Annotated in this window: 16 protein-coding genes; 10 read left to right on the forward strand and 6 right to left on the reverse strand. The window is 51.7% G+C overall.

The window, feature by feature from the left end; genetic code table 11:
• Positions 1 to 5 precede the first annotated feature (5 nt).
• Genes BM185_RS03135 through recC form a run of 4 tightly spaced genes read right to left on the reverse strand, consistent with a single transcriptional unit; the run spans position 6 to position 9,656 of the window.
• Entirely contained in the window at positions 6 to 374 is a 369-nt protein-coding gene (locus BM185_RS03135) for a gamma-glutamylcyclotransferase family protein (protein WP_091959117.1), read from the reverse strand.
• Positions 371 to 2,419, reverse strand: coding sequence for an exodeoxyribonuclease V subunit alpha (gene recD / locus BM185_RS03140; protein ID WP_091959120.1), 2,049 nt, complete (start codon positions 2,417 to 2,419; stop codon positions 371 to 373). Before recD ends, BM185_RS03135 begins: the two co-directional genes overlap by 4 nt.
• A complete protein-coding gene (recB, locus tag BM185_RS03145) occupies positions 2,416 to 6,198 on the reverse strand; it encodes an exodeoxyribonuclease V subunit beta (RefSeq protein WP_091959122.1) in 3,783 nt (1,260 codons plus the stop codon). The genes recD and recB overlap by 4 nt, the downstream gene beginning before the upstream one ends.
• Positions 6,195 to 9,656, reverse strand: a complete 3,462-nt coding sequence (gene recC, locus BM185_RS03150; RefSeq protein WP_091959125.1) for an exodeoxyribonuclease V subunit gamma — start codon at positions 9,654 to 9,656, stop codon at positions 6,195 to 6,197. The genes recB and recC overlap by 4 nt, the downstream gene beginning before the upstream one ends.
• 80 nt (positions 9,657 to 9,736) lie before the next feature.
• On the opposite strand from recC, the gene BM185_RS03155 reads away from it, so the two are divergent.
• The gene (locus tag BM185_RS03155; RefSeq protein ID WP_091959128.1) at positions 9,737 to 10,444 is read left to right on the forward strand and encodes an NAD-dependent deacylase; all 708 of its coding nucleotides are present in this window, start codon (positions 9,737 to 9,739) and stop codon (positions 10,442 to 10,444) included.
• On the opposite strand, the gene BM185_RS03160 is transcribed toward BM185_RS03155, so the two are convergent.
• A complete protein-coding gene (locus BM185_RS03160) occupies positions 10,441 to 11,187 on the reverse strand; it encodes an EAL domain-containing protein (protein WP_091959131.1) in 747 nt (248 codons plus the stop codon). The genes BM185_RS03155 and BM185_RS03160 overlap by 4 nt on opposite strands.
• A gap of 62 nt (positions 11,188 to 11,249) precedes the next feature.
• On the opposite strand from BM185_RS03160, the gene yccX reads away from it, so the two are divergent.
• The 9 genes from yccX (at position 11,250) to BM185_RS03205 (ending at position 21,439) form a co-directional block, all read left to right on the forward strand.
• Positions 11,250 to 11,525 (forward strand): acylphosphatase, encoded by a 276-nt coding sequence (gene yccX / locus BM185_RS03165; protein ID WP_091959134.1) that lies wholly within the window; start codon positions 11,250 to 11,252, stop codon positions 11,523 to 11,525.
• Positions 11,526 to 11,623: 98 nt separating this feature from the next.
• A complete protein-coding gene (locus tag BM185_RS03170; protein ID WP_091959138.1) occupies positions 11,624 to 13,615 on the forward strand; it encodes a methyl-accepting chemotaxis protein in 1,992 nt (663 codons plus the stop codon).
• Positions 13,616 to 13,679: 64 nt separating this feature from the next.
• Entirely contained in the window at positions 13,680 to 14,768 is a 1,089-nt protein-coding gene (gene cheB / locus BM185_RS03175; RefSeq protein ID WP_091959141.1) for a chemotaxis-specific protein-glutamate methyltransferase CheB, read from the forward strand.
• Entirely contained in the window at positions 14,765 to 16,249 is a 1,485-nt protein-coding gene (locus tag BM185_RS03180) for a CheR family methyltransferase (protein ID WP_091959144.1), read from the forward strand. The genes cheB and BM185_RS03180 overlap by 4 nt, the downstream gene beginning before the upstream one ends.
• 3 nt (positions 16,250 to 16,252) lie before the next feature.
• Complete coding sequence (locus tag BM185_RS03185; protein WP_091959147.1) at positions 16,253 to 18,370, forward strand: hybrid sensor histidine kinase/response regulator; 2,118 nt, start codon at positions 16,253 to 16,255, stop codon at positions 18,368 to 18,370.
• Positions 18,371 to 18,401: 31 nt separating this feature from the next.
• Positions 18,402 to 18,761: a response regulator gene (locus BM185_RS03190; protein WP_091959150.1), complete on the forward strand. Its 360-nt coding sequence runs from the start codon at positions 18,402 to 18,404 to the stop codon at positions 18,759 to 18,761.
• Positions 18,762 to 18,787: 26 nt separating this feature from the next.
• Positions 18,788 to 20,485: a diguanylate cyclase gene (locus BM185_RS03195; protein ID WP_091959154.1), complete on the forward strand. Its 1,698-nt coding sequence runs from the start codon at positions 18,788 to 18,790 to the stop codon at positions 20,483 to 20,485.
• Complete coding sequence (locus BM185_RS03200; RefSeq protein WP_177203454.1) at positions 20,478 to 20,993, forward strand: chemotaxis protein CheW; 516 nt, start codon at positions 20,478 to 20,480, stop codon at positions 20,991 to 20,993. The genes BM185_RS03195 and BM185_RS03200 overlap by 8 nt, the downstream gene beginning before the upstream one ends.
• A complete protein-coding gene (locus tag BM185_RS03205; protein WP_091959162.1) occupies positions 20,990 to 21,439 on the forward strand; it encodes a hypothetical protein in 450 nt (149 codons plus the stop codon). Before BM185_RS03200 ends, BM185_RS03205 begins: the two co-directional genes overlap by 4 nt.
• Here the strand turns inward: BM185_RS03205 and BM185_RS03210 are convergent.
• Positions 21,392 to 24,892 (reverse strand): tetratricopeptide repeat protein, encoded by a 3,501-nt coding sequence (locus BM185_RS03210; RefSeq protein WP_143089472.1) that lies wholly within the window; start codon positions 24,890 to 24,892, stop codon positions 21,392 to 21,394. The genes BM185_RS03205 and BM185_RS03210 overlap by 48 nt on opposite strands.
• Positions 24,893 to 24,899 lie beyond the last annotated feature (7 nt).

The following is a 24,899-nucleotide window of genomic DNA, read 5'->3' on the forward strand; positions in this document are numbered from 1 at the left end:
AATCTTCAAATCTTTTCAAGTGGCCAGCCGCCCTGGCGAATGGGTGTTCTGTCATTGACTGAGGGATTGTAAATATAAACCCAGGCTGGGCCTAGACGGGTTTTGAGTTGCGTTCGGTAATAAAGCCCCTGCTCATTGTTTTGACGGTTCACGCCTTCAAGCTGATCCAATTGCGCCAGGGTTAGGCTATCCACTTCGTAGATTTCTATTTCTATGCCTTTGGAAGTAGCCAGTTTAGCGCCAGGATAGGGCCCTAAATCATAGAGAACCAGATTAGTGACGCTATCCTTGCCCAGAAAGCGGGCTTTTTCCAGATAATGATGGTTGGCAAGCCCTTGTTTTAAGGTGCCATAAACAGCAACACGATTTTTCATCCGTTGGCTCCTGCTGGGGTTTGAAGATCAAGACCGCTGGCCCGGTCAATACGCTTGTGCAGCAGTTGATTGAGTACCCGGGTTTCCGAAGCCACCAGGGTAAAGGTCTGGCTGGAACGGGTAATTCCGGTATAGAGCAGTTCTTTGGTCAAAATAGGGCTGGAAACTGGGGGCAACACCAGAGCGGTATGTTGAAATTCCGAGCCCTGGGATTTGTGGACTGTCATTGCAAACACTGTTTCCACGTCTTGCAATCGACTGGGCAGTACCCAGCGGACACCCTTGTTAGGGTCAGGAAAAGCAACTCTCAATAGGGGTGGCTGACCAGGCTGCTCGGCAGGCAACTCCAGACAGATGCCGATATCGCCATTCATCAGTTGCAGACCATAATCATTGCGGGTCATGAGTACCGGTCTGCCGGGATACCAAAGAGGTTCGCCTTCTGGAAGTAGTTGGCGGCCGATAGCTGTTGATCTGAGTGCTTGGTAAAGGGTCTGATTCAAGCCTTCCACGCCCCAATCACCCTGACGCAAAGCGGTGAGCAGCTGAAATTTTTGATGGCGTTTAAACACCTCACTGGCCCAGGCATTGAGGCTGAGGTGATCATCAAAAGCACCTGCCGGCCTGGAAGCGACCAGTTCCAGATAGGGCCGATAGCCTTGAGTAACCAGCTTGAGGAAATCCGGGTCCTTTTGATCACGGATGGATAAAAAGTGCAGGGATTTTTCACTGCGTTGGGCATCCTTCTCAAAAACCTGTTTGAAGGCCCCACTTCCCGCTGAACCCTGATTAACCAACTGAGCCAATTCACCGATGCCTGGGTATTGGCTGAAGCGAAAACTATGCCTGAGCATGGCTGTTGCCTGGTGTAAGGGGCTTCCTTGATCATCGACTAGGCTTTTGCCGGTCGCTGGGTCCAGGGGTTCTTCCCCGGTGAGTTGATAAAGGGCTTGGCGGGTTGTCTGGCTGTAGTGTCCCGCTTCTGCATCCCGGCAAAGATCACCCAAAATCGAACCAGCTTCAACTGAAGCCAGCTGGTCCTTGTCGCCCAGGAGTATCAACCGGGCGTCAGGGCGTAAAGCCTGTAAAAGGCAGGCCATCATTTCCACATCCACCATAGAAGCTTCATCAACCACGACCAAGTCAGCAGCCAAGGGGTTAGAGGCTTGGTGACGAAATTGCCGGGTGCCCGGCTGGCTGCCCAGTAAGCGATGCAGAGTGGTGACTTCGCGGGGCAGGCTGGCCCGCCAGACATCACTTTGTTCGCCGGGTAGATTCAAGGCTTGCAAGTTTTTGAGTAGAGATTCATTAAGCCGGGCCGCAGCCTTGCCGGTTGGTGCGGCCAGTTTGATTTGTAAAAAGGCCTCACCGCGCGTCAGTTGTAACCCTTGCAAGAGCGCCAGAAGGCGCACTACGGTAGTAGTTTTTCCGGTTCCTGGACCACCGGTAATGATGGCAAAATCACTGCGTGCTGCTAGAACACAGGCCAGTTTTTGCCAGTCCGGGCGGGGTGCCTGGTTGGTTTCTGGAAAGAGCTGTTGAATCAGTCTTTTGGCTTCAGGGGGTAAGCTTCTTACTCGCTTCAGGCGTTGTTGAAGGGCCTGTTGAATAGTCTGCTCATACTGCCAGTAGCGGCGCAGATACAGCAGGGGCTGATCAGGAGATCCGGCCAATACCAGAGGAGCCGTCTGCTCAGCGGCTCCAGGTTGCCAGGCTGAATCGACGGCTTCACTGGCCTGAAGGGTTTGAACCCAGGTATCCAGGGTCATGTTGTCTAGATATTCGCTCAGCTGCCGGTGAATCTCTTCGGGATGCTGGGCTCTGGTTAGGGACAAAAGCTGTTCCGGGTGTTGCAGGCAGGCCTTCAAATCCAGGCAGACATGCCCGTGCCCCTGGCGTTCACTGACTAAAGCGGCCGCAAGCAGGAGGCTTTCTTCGACGGGTTGGATTTGTTGGGCCAGAAAACGGGCAAACGCCAGGTCCAGGGCTCGCAGTGCTCCAGCTTCCATCCAGCTTTGCAAATGCTCCAGTAAAGGGGTTTTCATGACTGGGTTTCCTTTTGCTGCCCACTAAAGAGTCGATCCAGGGTTTCTATTAATTCACGCGGTGGCTTGTCATGGAAGAGGCCTTGGCTGGGATGGGCATGCCCACGCATAAAGACATAGATGGCTCCACCCAGATGCCGGTCATAGTCATAATCGACTAACCTCACCTTGAGGTGACGGTGCAGGGCCAGCAGATAAAGAACATATTGCAGGTCATAGCGTTTTTTCAGGATCGCCTGACTTAGCTGATCCGGGTGGTAAGCTTCAAGATCTGTGCCGAGGCGATTGGATTTCCAATCCACCACGTAGTAGCGCCCCTGGTGCAAAACAACCAGGTCGATAAAGCCCTTAAAAAGGCCATTCATTAGGTTGTCTTCAGCCGGAGGACGAGGGGCACCGTCAAGGGTGGTGCGGGTAACCAGCTCATCCAGTTGGCGGCTGTTCAAGTGATGACAGGAGATGAGAAACTCCATTTCAACACTAATGACTTCTGGAGATAGCTCAGCCAGTACCAGCGGTTCCTCAAGGGACCAGGGCTGCTTAAGAAAATCCCCCAGCCAGGCACTCAGAGCTTCAGCATAAACTTCCAGCTCCAGGCGCTGACAACGTTGGGTAACAGCCTGAAGGCGTCCAGCGGTGTCAGCGGCAGCGGCAGCAAATCCCCGATATTCCTGATATTCATGAACTGCAGCCCATTCCATTAGGCTGTGCAGGAAGGTGCCGTAACGGCTGCCTGCTGGAAAATGCTGCATTAAATTATCTGCATTGATTTGAGTGGGCCTGGCTGGAATTTCTCGAGGTTCATCGGTGGTTTCCTGGGCGGTCGCTTCCCTGGCGGTCAAGGGCTCATCCAAACGCCAATCCATGCCTTGGTAGCGGATCGCTGAATAGCTGCCGATCCACCAGGGTTGCAGGCGGGGTAGCTGCTCTGGAGAGCGTGCTGCCTCCAGGACCTCTGAAGTTTGTAGATTTAAACGGGTAGAAGTGATCGCCGGAGCAGGTTCCAGGCTGATCGCTGGGCATTGGCTGCTCAGTTCTCTTAGGCAGGTATCCAGTGCCTGGGCATCCGCAAAACGGGCGCCACCAGTCAGCAGATAGCCCAAGGCAGAGCGTTCCAACTGAGGGCTTTTTGAATTTCCCGATTTCAACGGAGCCACACCCAGCCAAAGAGCATGGCGCGCGCGGGTAATCGCCACATAGAGCAACCGCATGTCTTCACTCAGACGTTCATCAGCAGCGGCTTTCCAGGCTTCCGGGAAGTGGTTCTTTCCAGAGACTTCCAGATATTTACCCTGAGCCGTTCGCCAGGGTAGTTGAGGGGTTTTGCCATCAATTTCCCGCCATCCGGAGATAAATGGCAGCACGACCAGAGGGTATTCCAGACCCTTGGATTTATGAATGGTGATGACCTTGATCAAGCGGGCATCACTCTCCAGGCGTAACAGCTGCTGATCATCCGGGGTATTCAGTTGTTCCTGTAAATGGCGAATCAAGGCCTCTTCACCGTCTACTTGCAGGCTGGCATCCTGAAGCCATTCAGCCAGATGCAGTAAATTGGTGAGACTGCGTTCTCCGCCATTTTGTTGCAGGCGCCGAGCGGGAAGTTCATAGGCATCCATCAGCTGTCGTAGCATGGCCAGCACCCCCTGGTAGCGCCAGGTCTGGTGAAGCTGCATGAAGGTTTCCATTTGCGCTTCCCAGGCCAGCTCTTGCTCTTGCCAGGCCGCCAGACGGCTAAGAGGCAGGTCCAGGGTATTGGTGGCCAGGGCCGCTTTAACTAGGCGCTCTTTACCCGGTTGTGCCACGGCTTCTAGCCAGTGAAGCAAATCTCTGGCTTCTTCAGTGGCAAAGACGGAGGAGCGGTCAGATAGATAAACACTAGCCAGACCTCGGTTTGCCAGTTCTTTGCGAATGGCATCTGCTTCCTGGCCTCGTCTGACCAGGATGGCAATATCGGAAGGTTGCAGACTACGGGTGATGGCTCCCTGATGACCAAAACCCGCGCGACCCTCTTGCGCGGCTTGCAGCCAAAAGGCCAGTTGGCTGGCTGCTGAAGCGGCGGCTTCCTGTAGGTAAAGCCCTGTTCCTAGAGCTTCCTTGCCTTCTTCAGGCGCAAACTGCCAGAAGGTAAGGGGATTGGCGGGCTGTCCATCCAAATAGAGCTGTTCATCACGACCGGCTGCTTCAACCTGAATATAGGGCAGGGGATGGTAATCACCTTCACGAAAGCGGAAGGCACCGGATGGATGCTGCTCGGCATGGCCGAATAAAAAGTTGGCTGCTTCAACCACCCCTTGAGTTGAGCGAAAATTACGCATTAGGGTGAAATGCCGCCCCTGGGTCGCCTGTTTGGCTTGCAGGTAGGTATAGATATCCGCACCGCGAAAACTATAGATCGCCTGTTTGGGGTCACCAATCAGGATAATGCCGGTGCTTTGATCATCGCTTTCCAACTGATAAATATGATTGAAGATTCGGTATTGAACCGGGTCGGTATCCTGAAATTCATCAATCAAGGCAACTGGAAACTGATTTTTCAATAACTTTGCTAGCTGTTGGGCGGATTTGGTGCTTTTTTCAGGATTTAAGGCCGCTTCCAGTTGAGTCAGCAGGTCATCAAAGCCCATTTCTGCACGCTGCAGCAGGCGTTGGTTAAAAGTGGTTTCTACCCACTGGTGCGCATGGGCCAGCAATGCGGTTTTAAAAGGGGGCTCTTCGCTTTCAGTGTCAGGTTGCTTCTTGGCGGCCTCCAGAAGTTGATTGTATTCAGCCTGAAGCTCAAAGGCACGCCAGGGATCAGCTTCCTGTACCGGTGACTTGGCATAAAACTGAAAAGCACCCAAGGCAAAGTTTTTCAGCTTTCCAGGTGTAGCGCCTTCACCCTGAGCCCAGCTGTGAATTTGATCCAGTAAGGCTTGATAGCTTTCCGGTGTCTTGCTGTCATGAGCCGGGGTTTTCAAGTAAGGCCTGATTTCGTGCAGGTAGTTTTCAATGGCAGGCCAGTCTGTCAGCCAAGCCTGGCGTAAATTAACTTCCAACTGGGCGGCTTGCGCTTCTTTTTCCTGACGCTTGCGTTCTTCTTGCAGGACTTTATTTAACAGGGAGCGCAAGGATTCACCCTCTAAAGGCTGGCCCTGAAAGCTGACACCTTCAATACCTGTTTTGAGCAGGCCACGTAAGTCTTTTTGTAAAGCTGCTGGTGTGCTGTAGCTGTCTTGAATCAAGGCTGCTTGTTCAGTGTTCAACGGGTAAAAATGAACCCGCCAGTAGTCCTGAACAACTTCGGTAAGAAGTTCTTGGGTATCGGTAACCAGCTCGCGGTTAAAGAGCCCTCGGGTGTCAAAAGCATGTTCGACCAGCATGCGGTTGCACCAGCTATGAATGGTGGAAATGCTGGCTTCATCCATGCTTTCTGCAGCCAGTTGCAGGCGCCAGGCACAGCCAGCCCAAAGCTCTGGGGGGTAGCTGCTTTTCAATTGTTCCAGCGGGTCTTGGCTGGTCGCTTGGGGAGCGTTCTGGCTGCGGAAGTAGGCTGCGGCTTCAACCAGACGGCTGCGAATACGATCACGTAATTCTTCGGCTGCTGCTTCGGTAAAGGTAACAACCAGGATTTCACGCGGGGTGAGCGGGCGTAAAAAGGCGCTCTTTTCATCACCATGGCCCAAAATCAAGCGGGTATAGAGCAAAGCCAGGGTGAAGGTTTTGCCTGTGCCGGCACTGGCTTCGATCAGCTGGCTACCGCGTAGAGGGAATGCAAGAAGTTGTAGCGGCTGACTCATGATGTTGGCTTCTCCAGATGCTCGACCAAGGGGCGGTAAAGGGTTTCACACCAGTGGGCCAGACCCCTGGCTTCAAGCTGGTAGTATTCCGGCCAGAAACGCTTAAAGGCCGGGTGTTCCTGAGATTCCCCAGTAGTCATAAAACCGCCCTCATAGGTGGTTTGTGGCTGGCCTTTTTCCATCAACCAGGCAAAGCCGGTTCGACAGGGCAGGGGTAGGGGTTCTTGCATGCCCTGTTGCCAGCTTTCAGCTAAAGTCAGCAACAGGCGTTCAGCTACCTTTGGATGCAGAGGGTGCAAACTCAAGTCGGTTGCCGGGCCCAGAATGCGGGTGGTAACGGGTTGATGAAGCTGGGCAAACAAGTGTCCTGGCCAAAGGCGAATCAGGTGATGCCACTTGTAGCTATCCCCGGCATGTAAGCGGCTGGGTTGAAGCAGGAGTCTTAGCGTCTGGCCCTGGCCATTGGTGCGCAAATCCTGAAGACTGGCTTCCAGTTCCAGATGAGGGCTGAGCTGCCAGCTTTGATGTTGGGCAGGCAGCAGCTGGTTAAATTCTGCCAAGAGCTGCTGGTAAGTCTCCAGAGGCTCCTGTAAGCCTTCCAAAACCTGATTGCGGGCACTTTCATGGAAAGGAGGCAATGGAAGGTAACCGGCTCTTTGTAGCGCTTGGGCGTGTTCTTCCAGGCATTCCTGAAGGCTTAAGAAGCGTTTTTCAGCCAAATCCTGGGTGACCTGATCGAGGAGTTGTTTTTGTAAGGCCCAGCGATCCAGGCTTTGCACCTGGAAAGGTTCATCATCCAGGGTGGGCTGGGCGTCTTCCTGCCAGTACACCCCCAGTCGCTGTTGATAGAAGCTGCGCACTGGATAGCGTAAAAAGGCACTCAGTTCCTGAAGGCTAATGCGCCCTTCACTTTGAAAGTCAGGCAGCTGCTCTGAATCAGGTGAGTTTTCCTGGTGGATGACGCGCCATTCATGGGCATAGGTAAACAGGCGCGGATCCCTGTTTTGGAGAAAATAGTTGCGACTGAAAGCCTGCAAAGGATGCTCGCAAGTCAGGCCAGAAAGCAGATCTTCACCCTGGGAGCTACTCCAGCCAGCAGCCAGATGGTCGCGTAGTTGGCTGACTAAAACGGAAGGTGGGCGGGCGCTATTATCGCGGATATCCCGGCCCACCCAACTGATGACAAGCTTTTCACGGGCCGAAAGCAGGGCTTCCAAAAACAGGTAGCGGTCATCTTCACGCCGGGAGCGGTCACCTGGGCGGTAATCCTTGGCCATCAGGTCATAGTGAGCCGGATGTACAGAACGGGGGTAGTCCTGATCATTCATACCCAAGAGCCAGATTTGGCGAAAGGGAATGGCTCGCATGGGCATGAGCGTTGCGAAGTTGATCGACCCGCCCAGAAATTTTTGGGTCAGGTTAGGTTGATCAATACCGGATAAAAGTTCTTCTCGAACCACTTCCAAAGGCAACGGCTGTTGACTTAAATCACCCAGTCGCCAGTGGGTTTCCAGGGTTTCCAACTGGTTTTGAACCTGGGTTAAGGCCCAGGTATCAGCAGGGCTGGTTTCAACAAAGAAGTCATTCAGCAGAGTTTGAATCAATTGCAACCAGTGTTCAGGAAGTTGGGGTTGCGAAAGTTCCTGGCGGGTGGCTTCCAGTTGGTCCAGCAGCAAGACCAGGGGGCCAACTAACTCCGCCTCCAAACCTGCCACTTCAGCATAGGGCTGAATGCCCTGCCAGTCGCCACTACTGCCATTGGCATAGCCCAAAAGCATGCGTTTGAGCCCCTGCATCCAGGTATTATGCTCAGAAGCGGGTAAATCCAGGCTGGCTCTTTGCTGCCCATCCAGACCCCAGCGAATATTGGCCCCTTCAATCCATTGGCGTAGGCGTGGCAGATCAGCTTCTTTGAGGCCCAGGTTTTCCCGCAGTGATGGAATATCCAGGAGGTCCAGCAGCTCACTGACGCTAAAGCGTGATGCAGGTAGGTGTAAGAGCTTTTCCAGGGCAATCAGCAGGGTGTTTTGGCCCCGTTGTCCTTGGTCGGCAATTTGGTAAGGCAGGTAGCGTGGATCCTGGCGGGAAATGCGTCCAAACACTGCCTGAATGGCGGCGGCATAGTCATTGATGTCCGGAACCATGACCAGCAGATCACGAGGCTGTAAGGGTTTACCGGCTTGATGAGCGCGTTCAAATTCCTGAAGTAGCTGGTCCTGAAGGATTTCAATTTCTCGTTGCGGTGAATGGGCAATTTGAAAACTCAGGCTGAGATCCTTTTCGGGATCAATGGTTGATTCCAACGCCTGGCGTTCTTGTAGAGAGCGTAATTCCAGCAGGTCATCCTGTAGCTGATGAAGCAGGCAGTCCTGACCGGGCGAAGTAAACAGGTTAATACTGGTAAAATGCTGCTGGTAGCTTTCGGGCTGATCGCTGGCGTCCAGTAGGTGCAGGTAATCCCGGCCTTGCTTGCCCCAAGAAGCCAATAGTGGATGGCCATAGAGGTGCAGCTCTTCTTGTTGCAAACCGCTGGGTAGTTTGCGCGCCTGAATTCGCCTATATTCCTGTTTAAGCAGATCCTTGCCTTCAATCAAATCACCCCAGTAGTGCTGGCAGGGATTGCTGACAAAGAGCAGTATCTGGGTAAAAGGCGCCAGGGCTTCCAGGAGTTCCAGGGTTTGGCGAGGCAGCGAGGAAATACCAAAAACCACCACTCTTCGAGGCAGCTGGGCTGGCCTTTTATCCGCTGAGAATTGTTTACTGGCAGTGATAACAGCCTGATGAATGCTGGCGCGGCTGGCTTTATCCCACTGGCCTTGGCCTAGCTGCTGATCTTTATCAATAACGTCCAGCAGTAGCCGCCAGACCAGGGGTTGCCAAGCAGCTTCTGCCTCTAAGGGTTGTTGCTGGCCTCGGGCATTGATCAGAATATCCTGACCTGCTTCCCAGGCTTCCAGCCAGTCAGCGCGATAGACCTGGTATTGGTCGAAGAGATCGGCCAGATTGGCTGCCAACTGGTGTAGGCGCCTGGGGTCACTATCCTGATTAAGAAAATCTTCCAGGGGTTTCAGGCGCTCTGAATTGGGTAGCTGCTGCTTGATAACATCCAGTTTTGCCAATAATTGGTAGAGACGCCAGGTTAAGGGCTGCTTGTCGAAAGGGGAGGCTTCGGGCAGCTCGGGAAAAAGGCTGCGATAGGCTTTCCAGATAAAACGCCCCGGTAACTGAACCTGCATGCTGGCAGCAATGCCACAGCCGCCGTCCGTTGGGTCAGCAGCCATCGCCATTTTCAGCCACTGAGCGATGCCATTACTCTGAACCAGAATACATTCGTCTTCCAAAGGGCTCAGGGGGTTGCGGCTTAGCCACTGAACCATCAGGTCACGTAATTCTTCCAGCTGATTGCCCTGGAGAATCATCAGGCCGGGGGTCAGGGGTTCAGAGACAGGCGGGGTCATGGCGGCTTCCTTAAATTAAATCCAACCTGTATCTTATGCTATTTCAATCAAGCCTTTAAACCTTGCAGGCAGAAGAGTTGATGTCTTTGCGTAATCTCGTTGTTTTAACCGGAGCTGGGATTTCTGCGGAATCAGGAATCAGTACCTTTCGTGACCAGCAGGGCCTTTGGGAAAAGCATTCCATTGAAGAAGTCGCCACCCCTGAAGCCTTTGCCCGAGATCCAGAAAAAGTGCTGAATTTCTATAACCAGCGCCGTGCTCAGTTACGGCAAAGAAAAATCAAACCCAACCCGGCGCACAAGGCTCTGGCCAGCTTTGAGAAAAAATGGCTGGCGAAAGGCGGACAGTTTTTATTGATCAGCCAGAATGTTGATAATCTGCATGTAAGGGCGGGCAGTCAGCGTCTGGTTAATATGCACGGGCAATTGATGAGCGCGCTCTGCCCACGTTCTGGCCGTGCGCTGCCCTGGCAGGGTGATTTAACCCAGGAGCACCTTTGCGAATGCTGTGACCCGCCCCAGCTTTTGCGGCCGGATATTGTTTGGTTTGGGGAAGTTCCCTACCACTTGGAAGCCTGTTATCAGGCCTTGGAAGCGGCGGATCTGTTTATTTCCATAGGCACCTCGGGGCAGGTGTATCCTGCTGCAGGCTTTATGCAGCTGGCCCAGCAGGTGGGAGCCCAGACAGTGGAGATCAACCTGGAAAAAACCAGTGATACCTTTGAGCAGGGTTATTATGGTCCGGCTTCACAAGAGGTGCCCCGTTTTTTCAAGCAGCTTTTAGCTTAGCGAAAGCGTACTTCTGGAAGTATTTCAAAGCCGGGTTTGGCAAAATAGTAGCCCTGCATTAGCTCAACACCCAGGCCTCGGTAGAAATGGGCTTCAGCAGCCGTTTCCACGCCTTCAGCCAGTACCTTAATGCCCAGCTCTTTACAAATACCTACCAGGCCCCGGGTGATAACTTGTTTGGTCCGATTGGTATCCACATCCCGAACCAGGTGCATGTCGATTTTCATCAGGTCAGGAATGAAACGGGATAAAAGATTCAAACCTGCGTGACCGGCACCAAAATCATCCAGAGCGGTGATAAAGCCCTGTTGATTGTAGTATTGAAAAATATTGGTTAGGTGCGCAGGGTCATGGACTTGTTCGGATTCGGTGATTTCAAACATGATTTTGTCCATAGGAAAGCCGGCTTCTTCAGCTGCTTTCAAGGTGCTGCGGATACAGTGAGCTGGCTCATAGACGGCATTGGGCAGAAAATTGATACTCAAAATGCTATCTAGTTTAAGTTGCGCAGCCAGGGAAATTGCTTTAACCCGGCAAGCTTGGTCAAAGGCATAGCGGTTATCATCATTAACTTGAGACAGAACTGACCAGGCAGACTCACCACCCAAGCCTCGAACCAGTGCTTCATAGCCCCAGATTGTTTCTGCATGCACATCAACAATAGGCTGATATGCAAAGGTAAAATCAAAGTTTAAAGGTTCTGCGCACTGTTTGCAGCCATCCTGGGGGAAAGCAGTTGCCATCTTCTATCTCCTTAGTCAAAGTTATTAAGTGTATTAAGAAAATGGACCTTTAGGGGGATTTTATGCAAAAAAATTGTCGTCTTTTCAAGGTGACGGGACGTGTGCAAGGTGTTTGGTATCGTAAGTCCACCCAGCAACAAGCCCTTCAAGAAGGTTTGACTGGCTGGGCGGTCAATCTTGATGATGGTGGTGTTGAAGTCTGCCTCTGTGGTTCAACTCAAGGGGTTGCTAAGGTGGCGGCTTGGTTACATCAAGGACCTAAAGCAGCAAGGGTTGATCAAGTAATTGAGTTGGAAGTGCCTAATCCTTGTCATGTGAAGGGTTTTACTACAGGTTAAGCTTAACTTTTTCTTGCATTGATTAGGCATTGGCGGTTAGGTTTACATATTGTAACTTCATTTTGTCCCCAGTATCGACTAAAGAGAAAGGCTGGCCTATGCGTGCCCTATGGAACAGGTTATCCCTGCGTTCGCGACTTTTTGCTTCTTTTAGTACTCTTTTGGCTGTAATTTTGGCCTTTTCATTAATCTTGCAGTCGAGTTTTTATACTTCCAGCCGGGTCGAATTGCTTCTTGAAGAGGAGCTACCCAGTCAATTGGAAAAACTTGGCGATCAAGTGGCCCTGCGCTTAGCGCCCAGTATCCAGCTTTCACGTTCCCTGGCTTCGAATACTTTCATTGTTGATTGGATTGAGCGAGGGATGCCAGAAGACGAGTATCCGGCAGTCAAGCGCGAAATGGCCAGGGTCGATCAGCAGTTAGGCGCCAATACGGTCTTTGTCGTCGGCAATACGGGTGATGAAATTCGCTATATGCACTATGCCGACGGTGTGCTGCAGAGTCGCTTGATTCGCGAAGAAGTGGCTTCCGATTCCTGGTATTTCAATTACATCCGCTCAGGTGCTCCCTATGAGCTGAACCTGGATGTCAACGATCTGAGCGGCGAAAACTTTTTGATGTTCTTCAACTACAGCAGCTCCCAGGAAGCTGAACGAGGTTGGCCAAGAAATGTGGCCGGTGCTGCTTTGGATATGCAGCAGATGGGCCAGATGATCAGTGACTACCGCCTCGGAGTTGAGGGGCGCGCCTCGCTGGTTACAGCAGATGGTGTACTGGAAGTGGGTTCTGAGGATTCCCTGGTCCATATTTTAGCAGGTGATGGTGATCTGGGCCCTTTGCTCAACCAGGATGGTGTCAATGTTCAGCAGCTTCAGGATCGCCAGGGACAGCGCTTTTTTGTGGGTTCCATCTGGGTGGATGATCTCCAGCGCTTTTTGATAATGGAAGTACCTCGTGATGAGTTTATGGCGGGTATCAATCAGCAGTTGCTGATTTCTTTGTTGATTGGTGCTTTGTTGATACTGCTCAGTGTGCTGCTGCTTTATCCTTTGTCGGGTACTCTGATCAGACCGATTCGTCAATTCCAGGATGAGCTTGAAGAAATTACCAATTCGTTGGATCTCAGAAAGCGCATTCATGTACCTGAAGACGCTGAGTTAGGCAAGCTTGCCAAGCAAACCAATGGTTTGCTGCAGCGCCTGGATGAAATAATCGGGGCTGTCGCTGGTAATTCAGACAAGCTGTCAGATTCGGCGAAACGCTTGGCTTATACCGCTGGCCTGGTCAGTCGTAATTCCAGCCTGCAAGATGAAGTCAGTCAGTCGATGGCCGCAGCAGTTGAGGAGATGTCTTCATCGGTTGCTGAGATCACCTCAACCATGGAAGAGCTTTCTGCTTCTTCAACCCAAATTGCCGATCATTCCCAATCAGTGGTCGATGTGGCCAACCTGACCCTGGAAAACAGTCGTAAGGGCGTGGATGCCATGCAGCAGCTGCAGGGTCGTATGCATGATATTCACCAGGATAATCAACAGAACCTTACCGAAATCATGGAGTTGGGTGCCAAATCCAAGCAGATCAGTCGGGTGATGGATTTGATCAATGATCTGGCCGATCAGACCAAATTAATAGCTTTTAATGCCGCTTTGGAAGCTTCCAGTGCAGGTGAATCAGGCAAGCGTTTTTCCGTTGTAGCTGCTGAAATTCGTCGTTTGGCTGATAGCGTAACGGATTCAACGCGGGAAATTGAAGAGCGCATTCAGGAAATACAGGACTCCATCAGCCGTTTGGTGATTAATTCTGAGAAGGGCGTAACTTCTATCCAATCGGGTCTTGAAGTCAGTGCAACCACTGCTGAGGATCTCAATGCCTTGTTGCAAGCAGCCAGTCAGACCAGCAGCGCAGCGGAGCAGATCTCCCTGTCGACACGCCAGCAGAAAACAGCCAGCAGTCAGGTGGTGGTCGCATTAAGGGATATTGCTTCAGCCAGTAGTCATAATGCGCACTCCGTTCGCCAGATCACTGAAATTAGTGAAGAAATGATAGCCATGTCTGACCATTTGCATGAATTGGTTAAGGCCTTTAAATAATTTGCTTTAGAGGAAGTCAGGCGCATGAAGCCCTCAAGATCCGTGGTAGTGGAGAACAAAAACCATGAATAAATCCACTACACAGCGGGTTTTGATTGCTGATGATAGCGCCATGGCACGTGCTCTGCTTAGAGCCTTTTTGGAAGATGCGGGCATGGAGGTGGTTGCAGAAGCTCGCAATGGCAAAGAAGCCGTAGAACTGGTCCGTCAATACCGGCCCGATTTGGTGACTATGGATTTGGTCATGCCAGTGATGGATGGCATGGAAGCTATTGAAGCCATCATGCATGAAAAAGCAGTTCCCATTCTGGTGGTTTCCAGTCAATCCGATGCCGAAAAAGCTTGTCAGGCTTTGGATCTGGGTGCTTTGGAAGTTATTCCAAAACCGGATTACACCCCCCAGGAAGCCAAGGATTTTGTCAGTAAAGTACGCATGCTGGCGGGTGTTCCGGTGATTACTCGTTTGCGTCGCCGTAAAGTGGTTGCACCGGCCAGTGTTTCTTCTGACTACCCTTGGAAAGAATCTGGAGACTTTAAGGCGCGTAACTATCAGCAGGTTTTTGCGATTGCCTCTTCAACGGGCGGCCCCCAAGCCCTGGCGCGTATTCTGCCTCAGTTGGATGCAGCTTTCCCTGCACCGATTTTGATTGCCCAGCACATGTGCGATGGTTTTGTGGAAGGGATGGCTCAATGGTTAAGAACCCTGTGTCCGCTCAAGGTCAAGGTGGCTGAAGCGGGTGAGTTGATCAAGCCTGGATGTATTTATGTTTCACCTTCAGAAACGCACCTGACAGTGACCAAAAGCCATCGTATTGCGCTTCAGGAACGAGTGAGTGGCGAAATCTACCGTCCCAGCTGTGATCACCTCTTGAGTTCCTTGGCTGAGGTTTATGGCAAGGATGCTATAGGTCTTATCCTCACCGGTATGGGGCGGGATGGTGCTGAAGGAATGCTGAAAATACGTCAACTGGGTGGCATTGGTTTGGCGCAAAATGAAGCCAGCTCCGTGATTTATGGTATGAATCAGGAAGCCGTTAAGCTGGGTGGGGTTCATCGTGAGCTGCCGGTACAAGATTTGGCTGCAGAAATGCATAAGATACTTGAGTTAGGCCCGGATGCTTATTTGTCAGCAATTACCCGGAGCAGTGCATGAGTGAAGATCTGGGTTCCTTTAAGCAACTCATCAAGGAGCACTGTGGTTTGCAACTGGAAGGCCTGGCTGAAGATCGCTTGCGTAAAGCTTTGCTGGCAGCGGCAACGACGGCAGGAGTGAAGCATCTCAAAGATTTTCTGAATTTACTGCGAAAAGATGATGACCTGGTTAAAGAGCTGATTACGCATTTAACCGTGAATGAAACCTATTTTTTTCGTGAAAATGGTCAGATAGAGCTATTAGTTGAACAGCTGTTGCCCCGCCTCTTCCGGCTCTATGGTCAAAAGCGTCCATTAAGGATTTTAAGCGCAGGCTGTTCTTCAGGAGAAGAACCCTACAGCCTTGTGATTGCTCTTCAGGAAACCTGGGGGCAAGCCTCTTCACGGCTTTTTCAGGTAGAAGGTGGGGACCTGGATCGTAGGATCCTGCAAAAAGCACAAAGGGGAATCTATTCGCCTTTTTCTTTTCGAGGAGTTCCTGAAAGCTTGCGCAAGGCTTATTTTCAGCCGGAAGGCTCACATTTTCAACTGAATCCAGCAATTCGCAGTCGTGTCAGCTTTCATGAACTCAATCTTTTGGCTCCCGAGTTTCCGGCTCATTTAAAAGATTATGATGTGATCTTTTTCAGGAACGTTTCGATTTATTTTGATATGGAAACCCGCCAGACAATTTTGCAAAAACTCTATTCACTGCTGCGTCCTGAAGGCATTGTGGTGGTGGGTAGCTCTGAAACCCTGGCCAATGACCTGGGTGTCTTCAAGCTGGTTGAAGAAAAAGGCTATTATTATTTTGTGAAGGGTGAAGCTCTTTTACCCCCTGATAGCGTAAAACTTTCCCGGCAAACACGGGTAAAGCCCATTCAGGCGTCCATTCCAGCTGAATCCAAAAAGCCCCCCCAGGTTGTGCCTCGCAGTCAGCCAGCAAGCTCTGAGCAGGCAGCTAACCCGGCACCTAAACTGGAAGAAATTCGCCAACTCATCATTCAGCAGGAAACCGATTTGGCCAGCCGCCAGTTGGATCTGCTTTTGTCCAAAAATACCAAGCAGCAGGAAGCGCTGCTGCTGAAAGCCTGGATTCTTGGTAATAAGCGCGAATTTGTTAAAGCTGAAGCCTTGGTTGAGGAATACCTACAAGCAGAACCCTGGTCAGCGGATGCAAATTTCCTCAAAGGTTTACTATTTAAATGGCAAAACAAATGGAAAGAGGCGATTAGCGCCTTTAGAAAAGTGGTTTATATCCAACCCGATTCCTGGCCAGCACATTTTTATCTGGCCGAAGCCTGTCGCTATGATCAGCAAAAAGATTCGGCCTTCAGAGCCTACAAGAGTGTTCAACGCCTGTTGTCTTCAGCCTCTGAAGTAGCGACAGGGCTTAAACTGCTACCTCTGGAAGTGCCCAGGTCTGACTTGTTGTTTTTGACTGAACACCAGTTGTTGCGTCTTCGGCAGGGTTTAACGACCAGTCATCAGGGAAGGGAATAAAAAATGGCACTGGACATCACCAAGTTTATTTTGCGTTTTATCGATGAAGCCCAAGAGCACCTCCAACAGCTCAATGAAGGTATTGCGACTCTGGAGCAGCAGAACGCCGGTGAAGAACAGGTTAACCAGCTGTTTCGGGCGGCACATACGCTCAAGGGTTCCTCAAGGATGCTGAAATTGACCAGCATCACCGAAACGGCGCATGCCATGGAAGACTTGTTAAGTGCTTTAAGGGAAGGCCAAATCACTTTTGAAAGTCACCATGCGGACCTGCTTTACCAGGGCGTGGATAGCTTGACCGGATTGGTTGACCACCTGGCTGAGCACAAGGAAGGGGCCAGTCTTCCTGAAAAAAATACTTGGCTTTGTGAAGCCCTGACCCAGGCTGCAGCCGGGCAAAAAGTTGATCCACCTCTAGCTGCCGAAGCAGCTCAAGACTTTGCCGAAGAGCTGGATAACGCACCTGAAGCCAAGCTAAAAACCAGTGACACTGTCCGAATTAAATTAAATCGCCTGGATGAACTGATCAAGTTAATGGGTGAGGTGGTTTCCAGTCATGCCCATATGCGCGAACTGGTTCGGGATTCCCAAAAAATTCGCGGTCAGCTGGCCCAGTATAAAGAAGCTCCGGTTGCTGATTTGGATCTTTTTAATCGTGAACTGCGCGATGGGGTGCAATCACAAGAGTTACTGATGCAGGAACTGCATGACAAGGCACTTCAGCTGCGGATGCTGCCCTTGAGCACCCTGTTTGATTCAGCAGGTCGCCTGGTTCGGGAGATGGCGCGTTCTCTGGGCAAAGAGGTGGAATGCCGGGTGATGGGTTCGGAAATAGAGCTGGATCGCCAGATGATTGACCAACTCGCCGACCCAGTAATTCATCTACTCAGAAATGCCCTGGATCATGGTATAGAACCCCCCCAAGAGCGTGAGCAAAAGGGCAAGCCCACTCAGGGCAAGGTGACCCTTAGTGCCTGGCAGGACGGCAGTTGGGTGGTTATTGAAGTCAGGGATGATGGTCAGGGGATTTCACTGGCAGCAATTCGTGATAAGGCCTTGCGTAAGGAGTTGATGACCGAGGAGCAATTGGATGCCATGAGCGATCAGGAGATCATGGATCTGATTTTTCTGCCCGGCTTTTCAACCAGCCAGATGATTACCGAAATTTCCGGTCGTGGCGTGGGTATGGATGTCGTTAAAAGCTCGGTCGTTGACAACCTTCAGGGTACTCTGGCGGTACACAGTAAGCCGGGGCAGGGTAGCCGTTTTAGCTTGCGTTTGCCCTTGTCTCTGGCAGTGATGCGTGTGCTTTTGGTAGAAGCTGCTGGTCAGCCCCTGGGTTTTACAGCCCAGTATGTCAGTGAGCTGGTCAGGGTGCCCAAAGAGGCTTTGCTGGAAGTGGCAGAACGCAATGCCATTATCCTGCGCAATGAATTTGTGCCGGTTCTTTATTTGCATGAGTTGATCAATCTGCCCAAAAAACCCGGTGACCCCAAGGCCGCGGGCAAGGAACTCTTGCTGCTGATCACCCAGGTACAGCATGAAAAACTGGCTTTGGTGGTTGATGAGCTCTTGGATGAGCGTGATCTGGTTATCAAACAACTACCGGAACACCTGCGCCATCAGCCAATGATTTCTGGAATGGTGACAACCGGCCACAATGAATTGGTAAGCCTGTTGCATGTGCCCCAGTTATTGGAAATGTCGCGGAAAACACGCCTGGTTTCTTCCTCGCGCTTGCAGGACAAGCAAGCCGGGAAGCGGGTTCTGGTGGTTGATGACTCCCTGAACACCAGGGAAATCGAAAAGGATGTGCTGGAAGCCTATGGTTATCAGGTCACCTTGGCTGAAAATGGTCAAGAAGGCCTGGAAAAAGCCTTATTAGAAGACTTTGATGCCATTCTAACCGATGTGGAAATGCCGGTTATGGATGGTTTTACTCTTACCGCTCGTTTAAGAGAATTGGAAAGCTACCGGGATAAACCCATCATCATTATTACCTCGCGGGAAAAAGAAAGTGATCGCCGTCGAGGTATTGAGGTGGGTGCTGATGCCTATATCGTCAAGGGTAGCTTTGATCAAAATAGTCTGGTGGAAACCCTAAGAGCACTGCTGGGCTAAACACTGAATAAAAAAGCAGGAGAAATATAAAATGCAGATCCTCGTTGTTGATGATGATGCCCTGGCCGCTGAAATGATCGGTGCTGTTTTGGAATCAGAAGGTTACCAGCCTCTTCTGGCAGAGAGCGCCATTGAAGGCATGGAGCAATTGAATGCCAACCCGGATGTTGGCCTGGTGATTAGTGATATGAACATGCCCCTGATCAATGGAATTGAGTTTTTTAGGGAGTTGAGAGAGCAGGGCAATCAACTGCCCTTTATACTCTTAACTGGAGATGACCCGAAACAGGCCCAGCAGCAAGAAGCGGGTCTGGATGCTTGTATCTTGAAAGACTTCAACCTGGATACCAGTCTGCCAGGCCTAGTCAGTGAAGTTCTGAATAAACGTTAATCGATGCAGGCTGAACGGAGTAGTCCATGAACTCAAACAAACCCACTCTACAGGAAAAGATAGCCAGGCTGAGAGCCAGTTTTATTTCCCAGCTTCCCAAGCGACTGGAAGAGGCTCAACATCAACTCATCCTGCTAAAAGCTGATCCCTGTATGAATCGGGTCGCTGCCGTTGAGCTGCATCGCACCTTTCACAGCCTGAAGGGTACAGGCTACTCCTTTGGTTTTCACGAACTGGCCGGTATTGCCGGAGATGCTGAAGACTACACCCAGCAACTGCTCGACCTGCCTGATGAGCGAACGCCGCCGCAATGGCCTGACCGTTTGATTGGTTTGCTCCAGGAGCTGGCATCTCAGGCGCAGATCCTGGTCTATACTGACATGCGCAAGGATCAGCCGCTGGAAACCCCATTTTTTGAAATGAATGACTCTTCCTCGGACAAGGATAGTAAACCCGGTGCATGCAATCGTTTGGTATATATCTGTGATGATGAAATTGATCAGGTCACCCATCTAAGCTATCAGCTGCGCTGCTTTGGTTATCAGGTCGAACACTTTACCGAAACTCAGGAGTTTGATCGGGCAGTCATGAAAAAGCGGCCTGATGCGGTGGTGATGGATGTCCGTTTCCCTCATGGTGGCACAGCGGGTACCGATGCCCTGGCTAATATCCAAAAGGTGACCGGCCAGCAGCTGCCAGCGATTGTTTTGTCTGGTCGAGATGATTTTGAGGCCCGTTTAAGTGCAGTCAGAGCGGGTTGTCAGTCTTATTTCACCAAGCCTGCCCGCCCGCTGGAGCTGGCAACGGCCCTGGATGAAGTCATGGAAGAAGAAGTTTTTGAGCCCTATCGCATCCTGATTGTCGATGATGAGCCGGAAGTAGCGCAATATCACAGCTTAATCCTGGAAGAAGCAGGCATGTTGGTTCATGAGCTCTCGCAACCGGCTAATCTGCTGGCAACCCTTCAGGAGTTTCGTCCTGATCTGGTCTTGCTGGATGTCTATATGCCCGACTGCACCGGGCAGGAGCTTTCCGCGCTGATTCGCCAGTTTCCTGAATACCTAAGCCTGCCGATTGTTTACCTATCCAGTGAAACTGATCGCCAAAAGCAGTTTTCTGCCATGCAGGTTGGGGTGGAAGGGTTTATTACCAAGCCCGTCATTCCTGAAGAGCTGGTTGCCGCTGTGGCCCTGCGTGCTGAACGTATGCGCTCCCTGCGCGCGCTGATGGTCAGAGATAGCCTGACAGGTCTCTACAACCATACCACCACCACCGAGCTAATCGAGGGAGCGCTGGCCCAGGCCAAGCGCAAACAGGAAAGCCTGGCCATGGTGATGCTGGATTTGGACAGCTTTAAAGAGGTGAATGACAACTATGGCCATGTTGCTGGTGACCAGGTGCTCTTGGCCCTATCCAGAATTCTTCGCCACCGACTGCGTACCAATGACATCGTTGGGCGCTATGGGGGAGAGGAGTTTGCTATTCTGCTTAAGGATGTCACTCCTCAGGTGGCTTTTGAGCTGGTTGACCAGCTGCGTGAAGACTTTTCAAAAATACGATTTAGCTCGGGCCAGCAGGAATTCTATTGTACCTTCAGTGCGGGAATTAGTAGCTTTCCTTTCTATCTGCGTGCTGAAGAGCTGCGTATTGCTGCTGATAAGGTCCTCTATCGGGCTAAAAAGGAAGGGCGCAATCAAGTGAAACTGGATGATGGTAATGAGTAATAGCCCCGTTGATGAATTGCTGGCTCTAAAGCGTGAAGCTGCCAATGAAATTGTTGATGTCGATGAACCCGGCGTCAAGCTGGTGGTTTTTGCATTGGGCGAGCGCTACTTTGCCTTCCGTGGAAAATTTATCCAGGAAATCCTACCGGGTAGTGAAACCCTGTTTTATGTTCCGGGAATGCCGGCTTCCATTCAGGGTGTCATCAATGTTCGCGGTGATATCGCCTCGGTTATTCTCCTGCAGGAGCTTTTGCAACTACAGGCAAGCCGAGATAACCAACAGGGCCCTATTCTTCTGGGTCATGCCAGCGGAATGCATACCGGGATTCGGGTTGATGAGTTACTGGACGTGATGGATTTACCCATGAGTTCGTTAAAACCTGTGCCTGACAGCCTGCCCGAATCACTAAAGCCCTATGTGGCCGCTTTGCTGGACTTTAAAGGCAAGGCTGTGGCCTTGCTGGACATTGAAAAAGTCTTCCAGGATTACCAGGAAGGGCTGGGATGAAATCGCCAGCGGAACTCGACAGGCTTCAGTTGTCGCTGGTGGTGGTGCATCTAGCCCATCTAAGCCTGGTTCTGGATGCCACCTGGGTCGCTGGTTGCCAAACCTTGAAACAAGCTTCGGATCTGCCAGCTACAGCCGTTCCTGCAGCGGCCCTTTGGCCTATTGGAGAGCAGAGCCGAGAGAGCCTGCGTCTTTTAACCCTGAAAACTCCTGAGGGTGGTAGCTGGCAGCTGGCTTTTTATGGTCAACTGGAGTTTATTCAGTTACCTGCCCAGGATCTGCATCCGTTACCGGCTTTGATGCAGCGCCGTAAAACCTGGCCTGCGGTCAAAGCCCTGATTTCCCATCAGGGCTGCTTGCGGGTACTGCTGGATGTGCCTACTTTACAGCAGCAGGCCCTAGAGGCGGGCTATTCGCAAGCGAATTCCCGCAGCCAGTTGGTTTAATTCTTCCTGCAAATCCGGACGTGTCAACGCCAGCCCTTGCCAGGCTTCAGATTCCTCTAGCTCAGCCAGTTGGCTTTCCAGTTGACTGGTAGGCAGATCACCGGCTCTACGCCACTGATAAAAAGCCTTCAATAGCTGTAATTTCAGGCGCTGGGCATGGTTGACCGGGGGCATGAAGATTTCTAAGTGAAGTTCATCCAGAGTAGCTTCATAGAGACGTTCCAAATTACGGGGCTCCTGGGCAAAGGCTTCAGGATACCAGGCACCCAGAGTCAGGTAGTTGTAGAGGCTTTGCAGAACGGGCTGACTGCCCAGAGGGCCACCGGCCTCCTGATAGCTTCTACTGGCGCTTAGAGCCCTCCGCATGGCCGCTGCGGCTGCTTCCGGCTCTTGGCGCTCTTCCTGCAAAGCAGCCTGCTGTAGATGGCTTTGTATGATCAAAGTAAAGCGCCCCGGTTCATCCAGTGAATAGCGTCTATCCTTGCTACCCATACGTTCCAGTAAAGCCAGACGCCTGTCTAACCACTCCAGGGCTTCTTCCGGGGTTGCTGCCAGTTGTGCCTTAAAACCATAGGCTTTGACTTGTAAACGGCGGGGTTCAAAGCGGGCCAGGCGGTCATTGCGTGCTGCAACCGGGGTTGCCTGAGGCAAGTGATCCAAAAGCTCCTGGTAGGCCTGGCGGGCGGCAGTTGTTTCCTGTAGCTGGAAAAGCGCATAGGCGCGGCCTGACATGGCCCTAATCGCATTGTTGCCGGATAGCTTTTCCTCTTCCAATAGCTGGGTATAAAGCTTTTCTGCCTGGCGATATTCCCTGGCTTGCAGCGCATAGAAGGCTGCTCTTTCCTGAAGGGGAACAAGATGTGCCGATTCCTGTACCTGACCCAGCTCCCAGGCTCGTTGAGCATGTCGGGCAGCCGCTGGATAGCGGTTGCTATAGTAATAGGCTCTGGCCAAACGCCAATGCAGCCAAATTTCCTGTTCTGCATCCAGCCAGGGTAATTGCAGGCGCTGTGAGAAGAATTCAACTGCCAGTCCAGGATTGTTTCTTTGGAAATGCAGTTGGCCCAGGTTTTCCAGCAAAGCCGCTTCAACCCTGGGGTTACGATAAGCCAAATCCAACCCGAGCATATAGTGATAATGCGCTCTCTGGGCCAGGTCCTGATCCTGGCTATAGCCATCCTGAGTGGCAAGGAGTAGGCGATGATAGATACTGCCCAAAAGCAGGTCGCGGACGCCTGAATCCAGGCCACTGACTTCCAGTTGCTGAAGTTTTTCGGCAGCGGCTTCCAGCCGGGATTTAGATGGTGAATCCCGGTACAGCAGAGGACGAAGGGCTTCGGCATAGAGAGCATTGTTGCCAAGCAGTTCTTCAGCAATCAGCTGGTCATAGAGGCGCTGCATTCTGTCTTGTAAGCCTGAGTCGGCCTCAGGATTCAAACCCAGGGCAAGTAGATTGTGCAGGGCTTCCAAATCACTGGTTTGGCGAAGAACGCTGTAAAAAGTGTTTAGAGCAGTCATTTCCTGGCCTTGTGCCCAGGAACCATAACCCCGATTGAGGTTAATGGTGGCATATTGCTCAGCAGAAGCAGCAAAGCCGACATGTCGGATATCTGTGGTAGTCAGCCAATGCCGTGACATCAGCTCCATAAAATCATATTTTTCGGCAAGCCCCATCAATTGCACGGCACGAATATGGCTGGCCCTATGCATTTTGGGTTCATCACGATATTCCCTGAGCCGCCCGCTGATAGTTTGATAGAGACTGCGCTCTTCACTACGCTCAGTGGCTGCACCCAGGCGTAGCAGGTCTTTTTCATTGGCATAGAGGGCCAGGAGGCGCTCATCATCCAAACGTTCACTGGCAGCCGCCAGGGCTTGCAGGTGGGTTTCAACATCGCTCTGAGTGCGACTCAATAACTGTAAATGCTGGAAGGCATAAAAGAGGCGGGCATCGGGAGCGACCAGAGAGTTACCGGCAGCGGCCAACAAGGCTTCCAGGTGTTCGGTGTTGGAGCTTGCCAGGGCTAAAGACAGCTCAATGCGCAGGTATTCAGCCAGAGGCAGGCTGCTGGATTGGAATGCCTGTAACTCTTGTCGGGCTTGACCAGGTTGCTGGCCCAAGAAGGCAATCCAGGCCGCGAATAAGGGGGTATCAGGGCCGGAATCCAGATTCTGGGCAGCTTCTCTGAAGCTGCGGCGATAAGCCGGGCTGAGTTGCCCTCTGGGCTGAAGCTGACGTTGTCCTTTGAGCTGCAAAAGAGTTTGTAAATTGGCGTAAAAGGCAGCTTCTTCCGGCTTTTTGGCGGCTTTGTCTTGTAATTGTCCGGCAAAATAGCTGGCTGCAGTCAATTCATCCATTTGCAGGTGGTTGGCAAGCAGGCGTTCCAAAAAATGACGGCTGTTGCCTTCACGAAAACGCAATTGGTTTAAGAGCAGCAGGCGTTCAGCAGGACGACTGGCAACAGCATGGGCCTGCCAGATTTCTTTTTCACCCCAGTGTTCAGGCAACTGGCCTGTTAACGGCAGGCGATAGGTGTCCAGTGAGCCTTCATAGGCACAGGTGACATACAGCTGATCACCGCCCAGAGAAGGGAAGTTACAGTTGTAGGTCACTGAAGTCAGTTGTTCGGGTAATAAAGCCTGGTCACTGGCTAGCAGTCGGTCCAGGCGAATGCGAAAAATAACACTATGGTCTTCGGCATCAATTTGCTGGTCACCACTGGTATCACTGAGGTAGTGGCTGAAATACAAATAGCCATCATCCGGGTTGATCACTGCATAGCTACTGATTCCCGGTAAATCCAGAGGTAGAGGCCCCCAGGATTCATCGGTTTGTAAATCCACTAAATACATGCCCTGGCTGGCTTCTTCATGGCGCTGGTAAACCAGGTAGCGGCCATCAGCACTCACCGAAGGGGCTGAGAGACGTCCACGGGCTTTGACTTGTACACGATTGGTATCCAGCGAATGGAAGACCAATTCTTGTTCCTGGCGATTGGCTGCGCGGCGCAGATAACCCAGAGTGGTGTTATTCACCCAGAAGGGCAGCCAGGCTCTTTCGCCATCAGGGGTCAGGCAGCGTAAGTCCCTGTCTTCACCAAAGAGGGGGAGCAGGCAAACCGAGCCCAGCGCATTGCGCCTATAGCTGGTTAAGGCAAGTTGCCGCTCATTCGGAGAAAGGGCAGGGTCCTTGGCATCATGATCCGGTGGTAACAACTGACGGACACGGCCGGTTTCCAGGTTTTGTTGAACCGGTTGGGAAACCAGATTCTGGTGGCGCGTAAAAAACAACCGCTGTTGTTCGCTATCGACCTGGGCCTGATAGTTATCCGAAGGCCCCACAGTGACCTTTTCAGGCAGCAGCAATTGATTGTTTCGCCAGTCAGGAGCGCTGGCCAGTACTGGTGTGGCGAGCAGGCTGAGAGCCAGGGGCAGGGCAAGCTTTTTAATCATGGCTGGA

It is taken from the genome of Marinospirillum celere (genome assembly GCF_900112235.1).
In the GTDB taxonomy this organism is placed as follows: domain Bacteria; phylum Pseudomonadota; class Gammaproteobacteria; order Pseudomonadales; family Halomonadaceae; genus Marinospirillum; species Marinospirillum celere.

What these genes read in the sequence shown, in the direction of transcription:
- BM185_RS03160 (WP_091959131.1), bottom strand. Translation starts at nt 11,187, where the DNA reads ATGGCAACTGCTTTCCCCCAGGATGGCTGCAAACAGTGCGCAGAACCT.
- recB (WP_091959122.1), bottom strand. Translation starts at nt 6,198, where the DNA reads ATGAGTCAGCCGCTACAACTTCTTGCATTCCCTCTACGCGGTAGCCAG.
- BM185_RS03135 (WP_091959117.1), bottom strand. Translation starts at nt 374, where the DNA reads ATGAAAAATCGTGTTGCTGTTTATGGCACCTTAAAACAAGGGCTTGCC.
- cheB (WP_091959141.1), top strand. Translation starts at nt 13,680, where the DNA reads ATGAATAAATCCACTACACAGCGGGTTTTGATTGCTGATGATAGCGCC.
- recC (WP_091959125.1), bottom strand. Translation starts at nt 9,656, where the DNA reads ATGACCCCGCCTGTCTCTGAACCCCTGACCCCCGGCCTGATGATTCTC.
- BM185_RS03185 (WP_091959147.1), top strand. Translation starts at nt 16,253, where the DNA reads ATGGCACTGGACATCACCAAGTTTATTTTGCGTTTTATCGATGAAGCC.
- BM185_RS03180 (WP_091959144.1), top strand. Translation starts at nt 14,765, where the DNA reads ATGAGTGAAGATCTGGGTTCCTTTAAGCAACTCATCAAGGAGCACTGT.
- BM185_RS03170 (WP_091959138.1), top strand. Translation starts at nt 11,624, where the DNA reads ATGCGTGCCCTATGGAACAGGTTATCCCTGCGTTCGCGACTTTTTGCT.
- yccX (WP_091959134.1), top strand. Translation starts at nt 11,250, where the DNA reads ATGCAAAAAAATTGTCGTCTTTTCAAGGTGACGGGACGTGTGCAAGGT.
- BM185_RS03205 (WP_091959162.1), top strand. Translation starts at nt 20,990, where the DNA reads ATGAAATCGCCAGCGGAACTCGACAGGCTTCAGTTGTCGCTGGTGGTG.
- BM185_RS03195 (WP_091959154.1), top strand. Translation starts at nt 18,788, where the DNA reads ATGAACTCAAACAAACCCACTCTACAGGAAAAGATAGCCAGGCTGAGA.
- recD (WP_091959120.1), bottom strand. Translation starts at nt 2,419, where the DNA reads ATGAAAACCCCTTTACTGGAGCATTTGCAAAGCTGGATGGAAGCTGGA.
- BM185_RS03155 (WP_091959128.1), top strand. Translation starts at nt 9,737, where the DNA reads ATGTCTTTGCGTAATCTCGTTGTTTTAACCGGAGCTGGGATTTCTGCG.
- BM185_RS03210 (WP_143089472.1), bottom strand. Translation starts at nt 24,892, where the DNA reads ATGATTAAAAAGCTTGCCCTGCCCCTGGCTCTCAGCCTGCTCGCCACA.
- BM185_RS03190 (WP_091959150.1), top strand. Translation starts at nt 18,402, where the DNA reads ATGCAGATCCTCGTTGTTGATGATGATGCCCTGGCCGCTGAAATGATC.
- BM185_RS03200 (WP_177203454.1), top strand. Translation starts at nt 20,478, where the DNA reads ATGAGTAATAGCCCCGTTGATGAATTGCTGGCTCTAAAGCGTGAAGCT.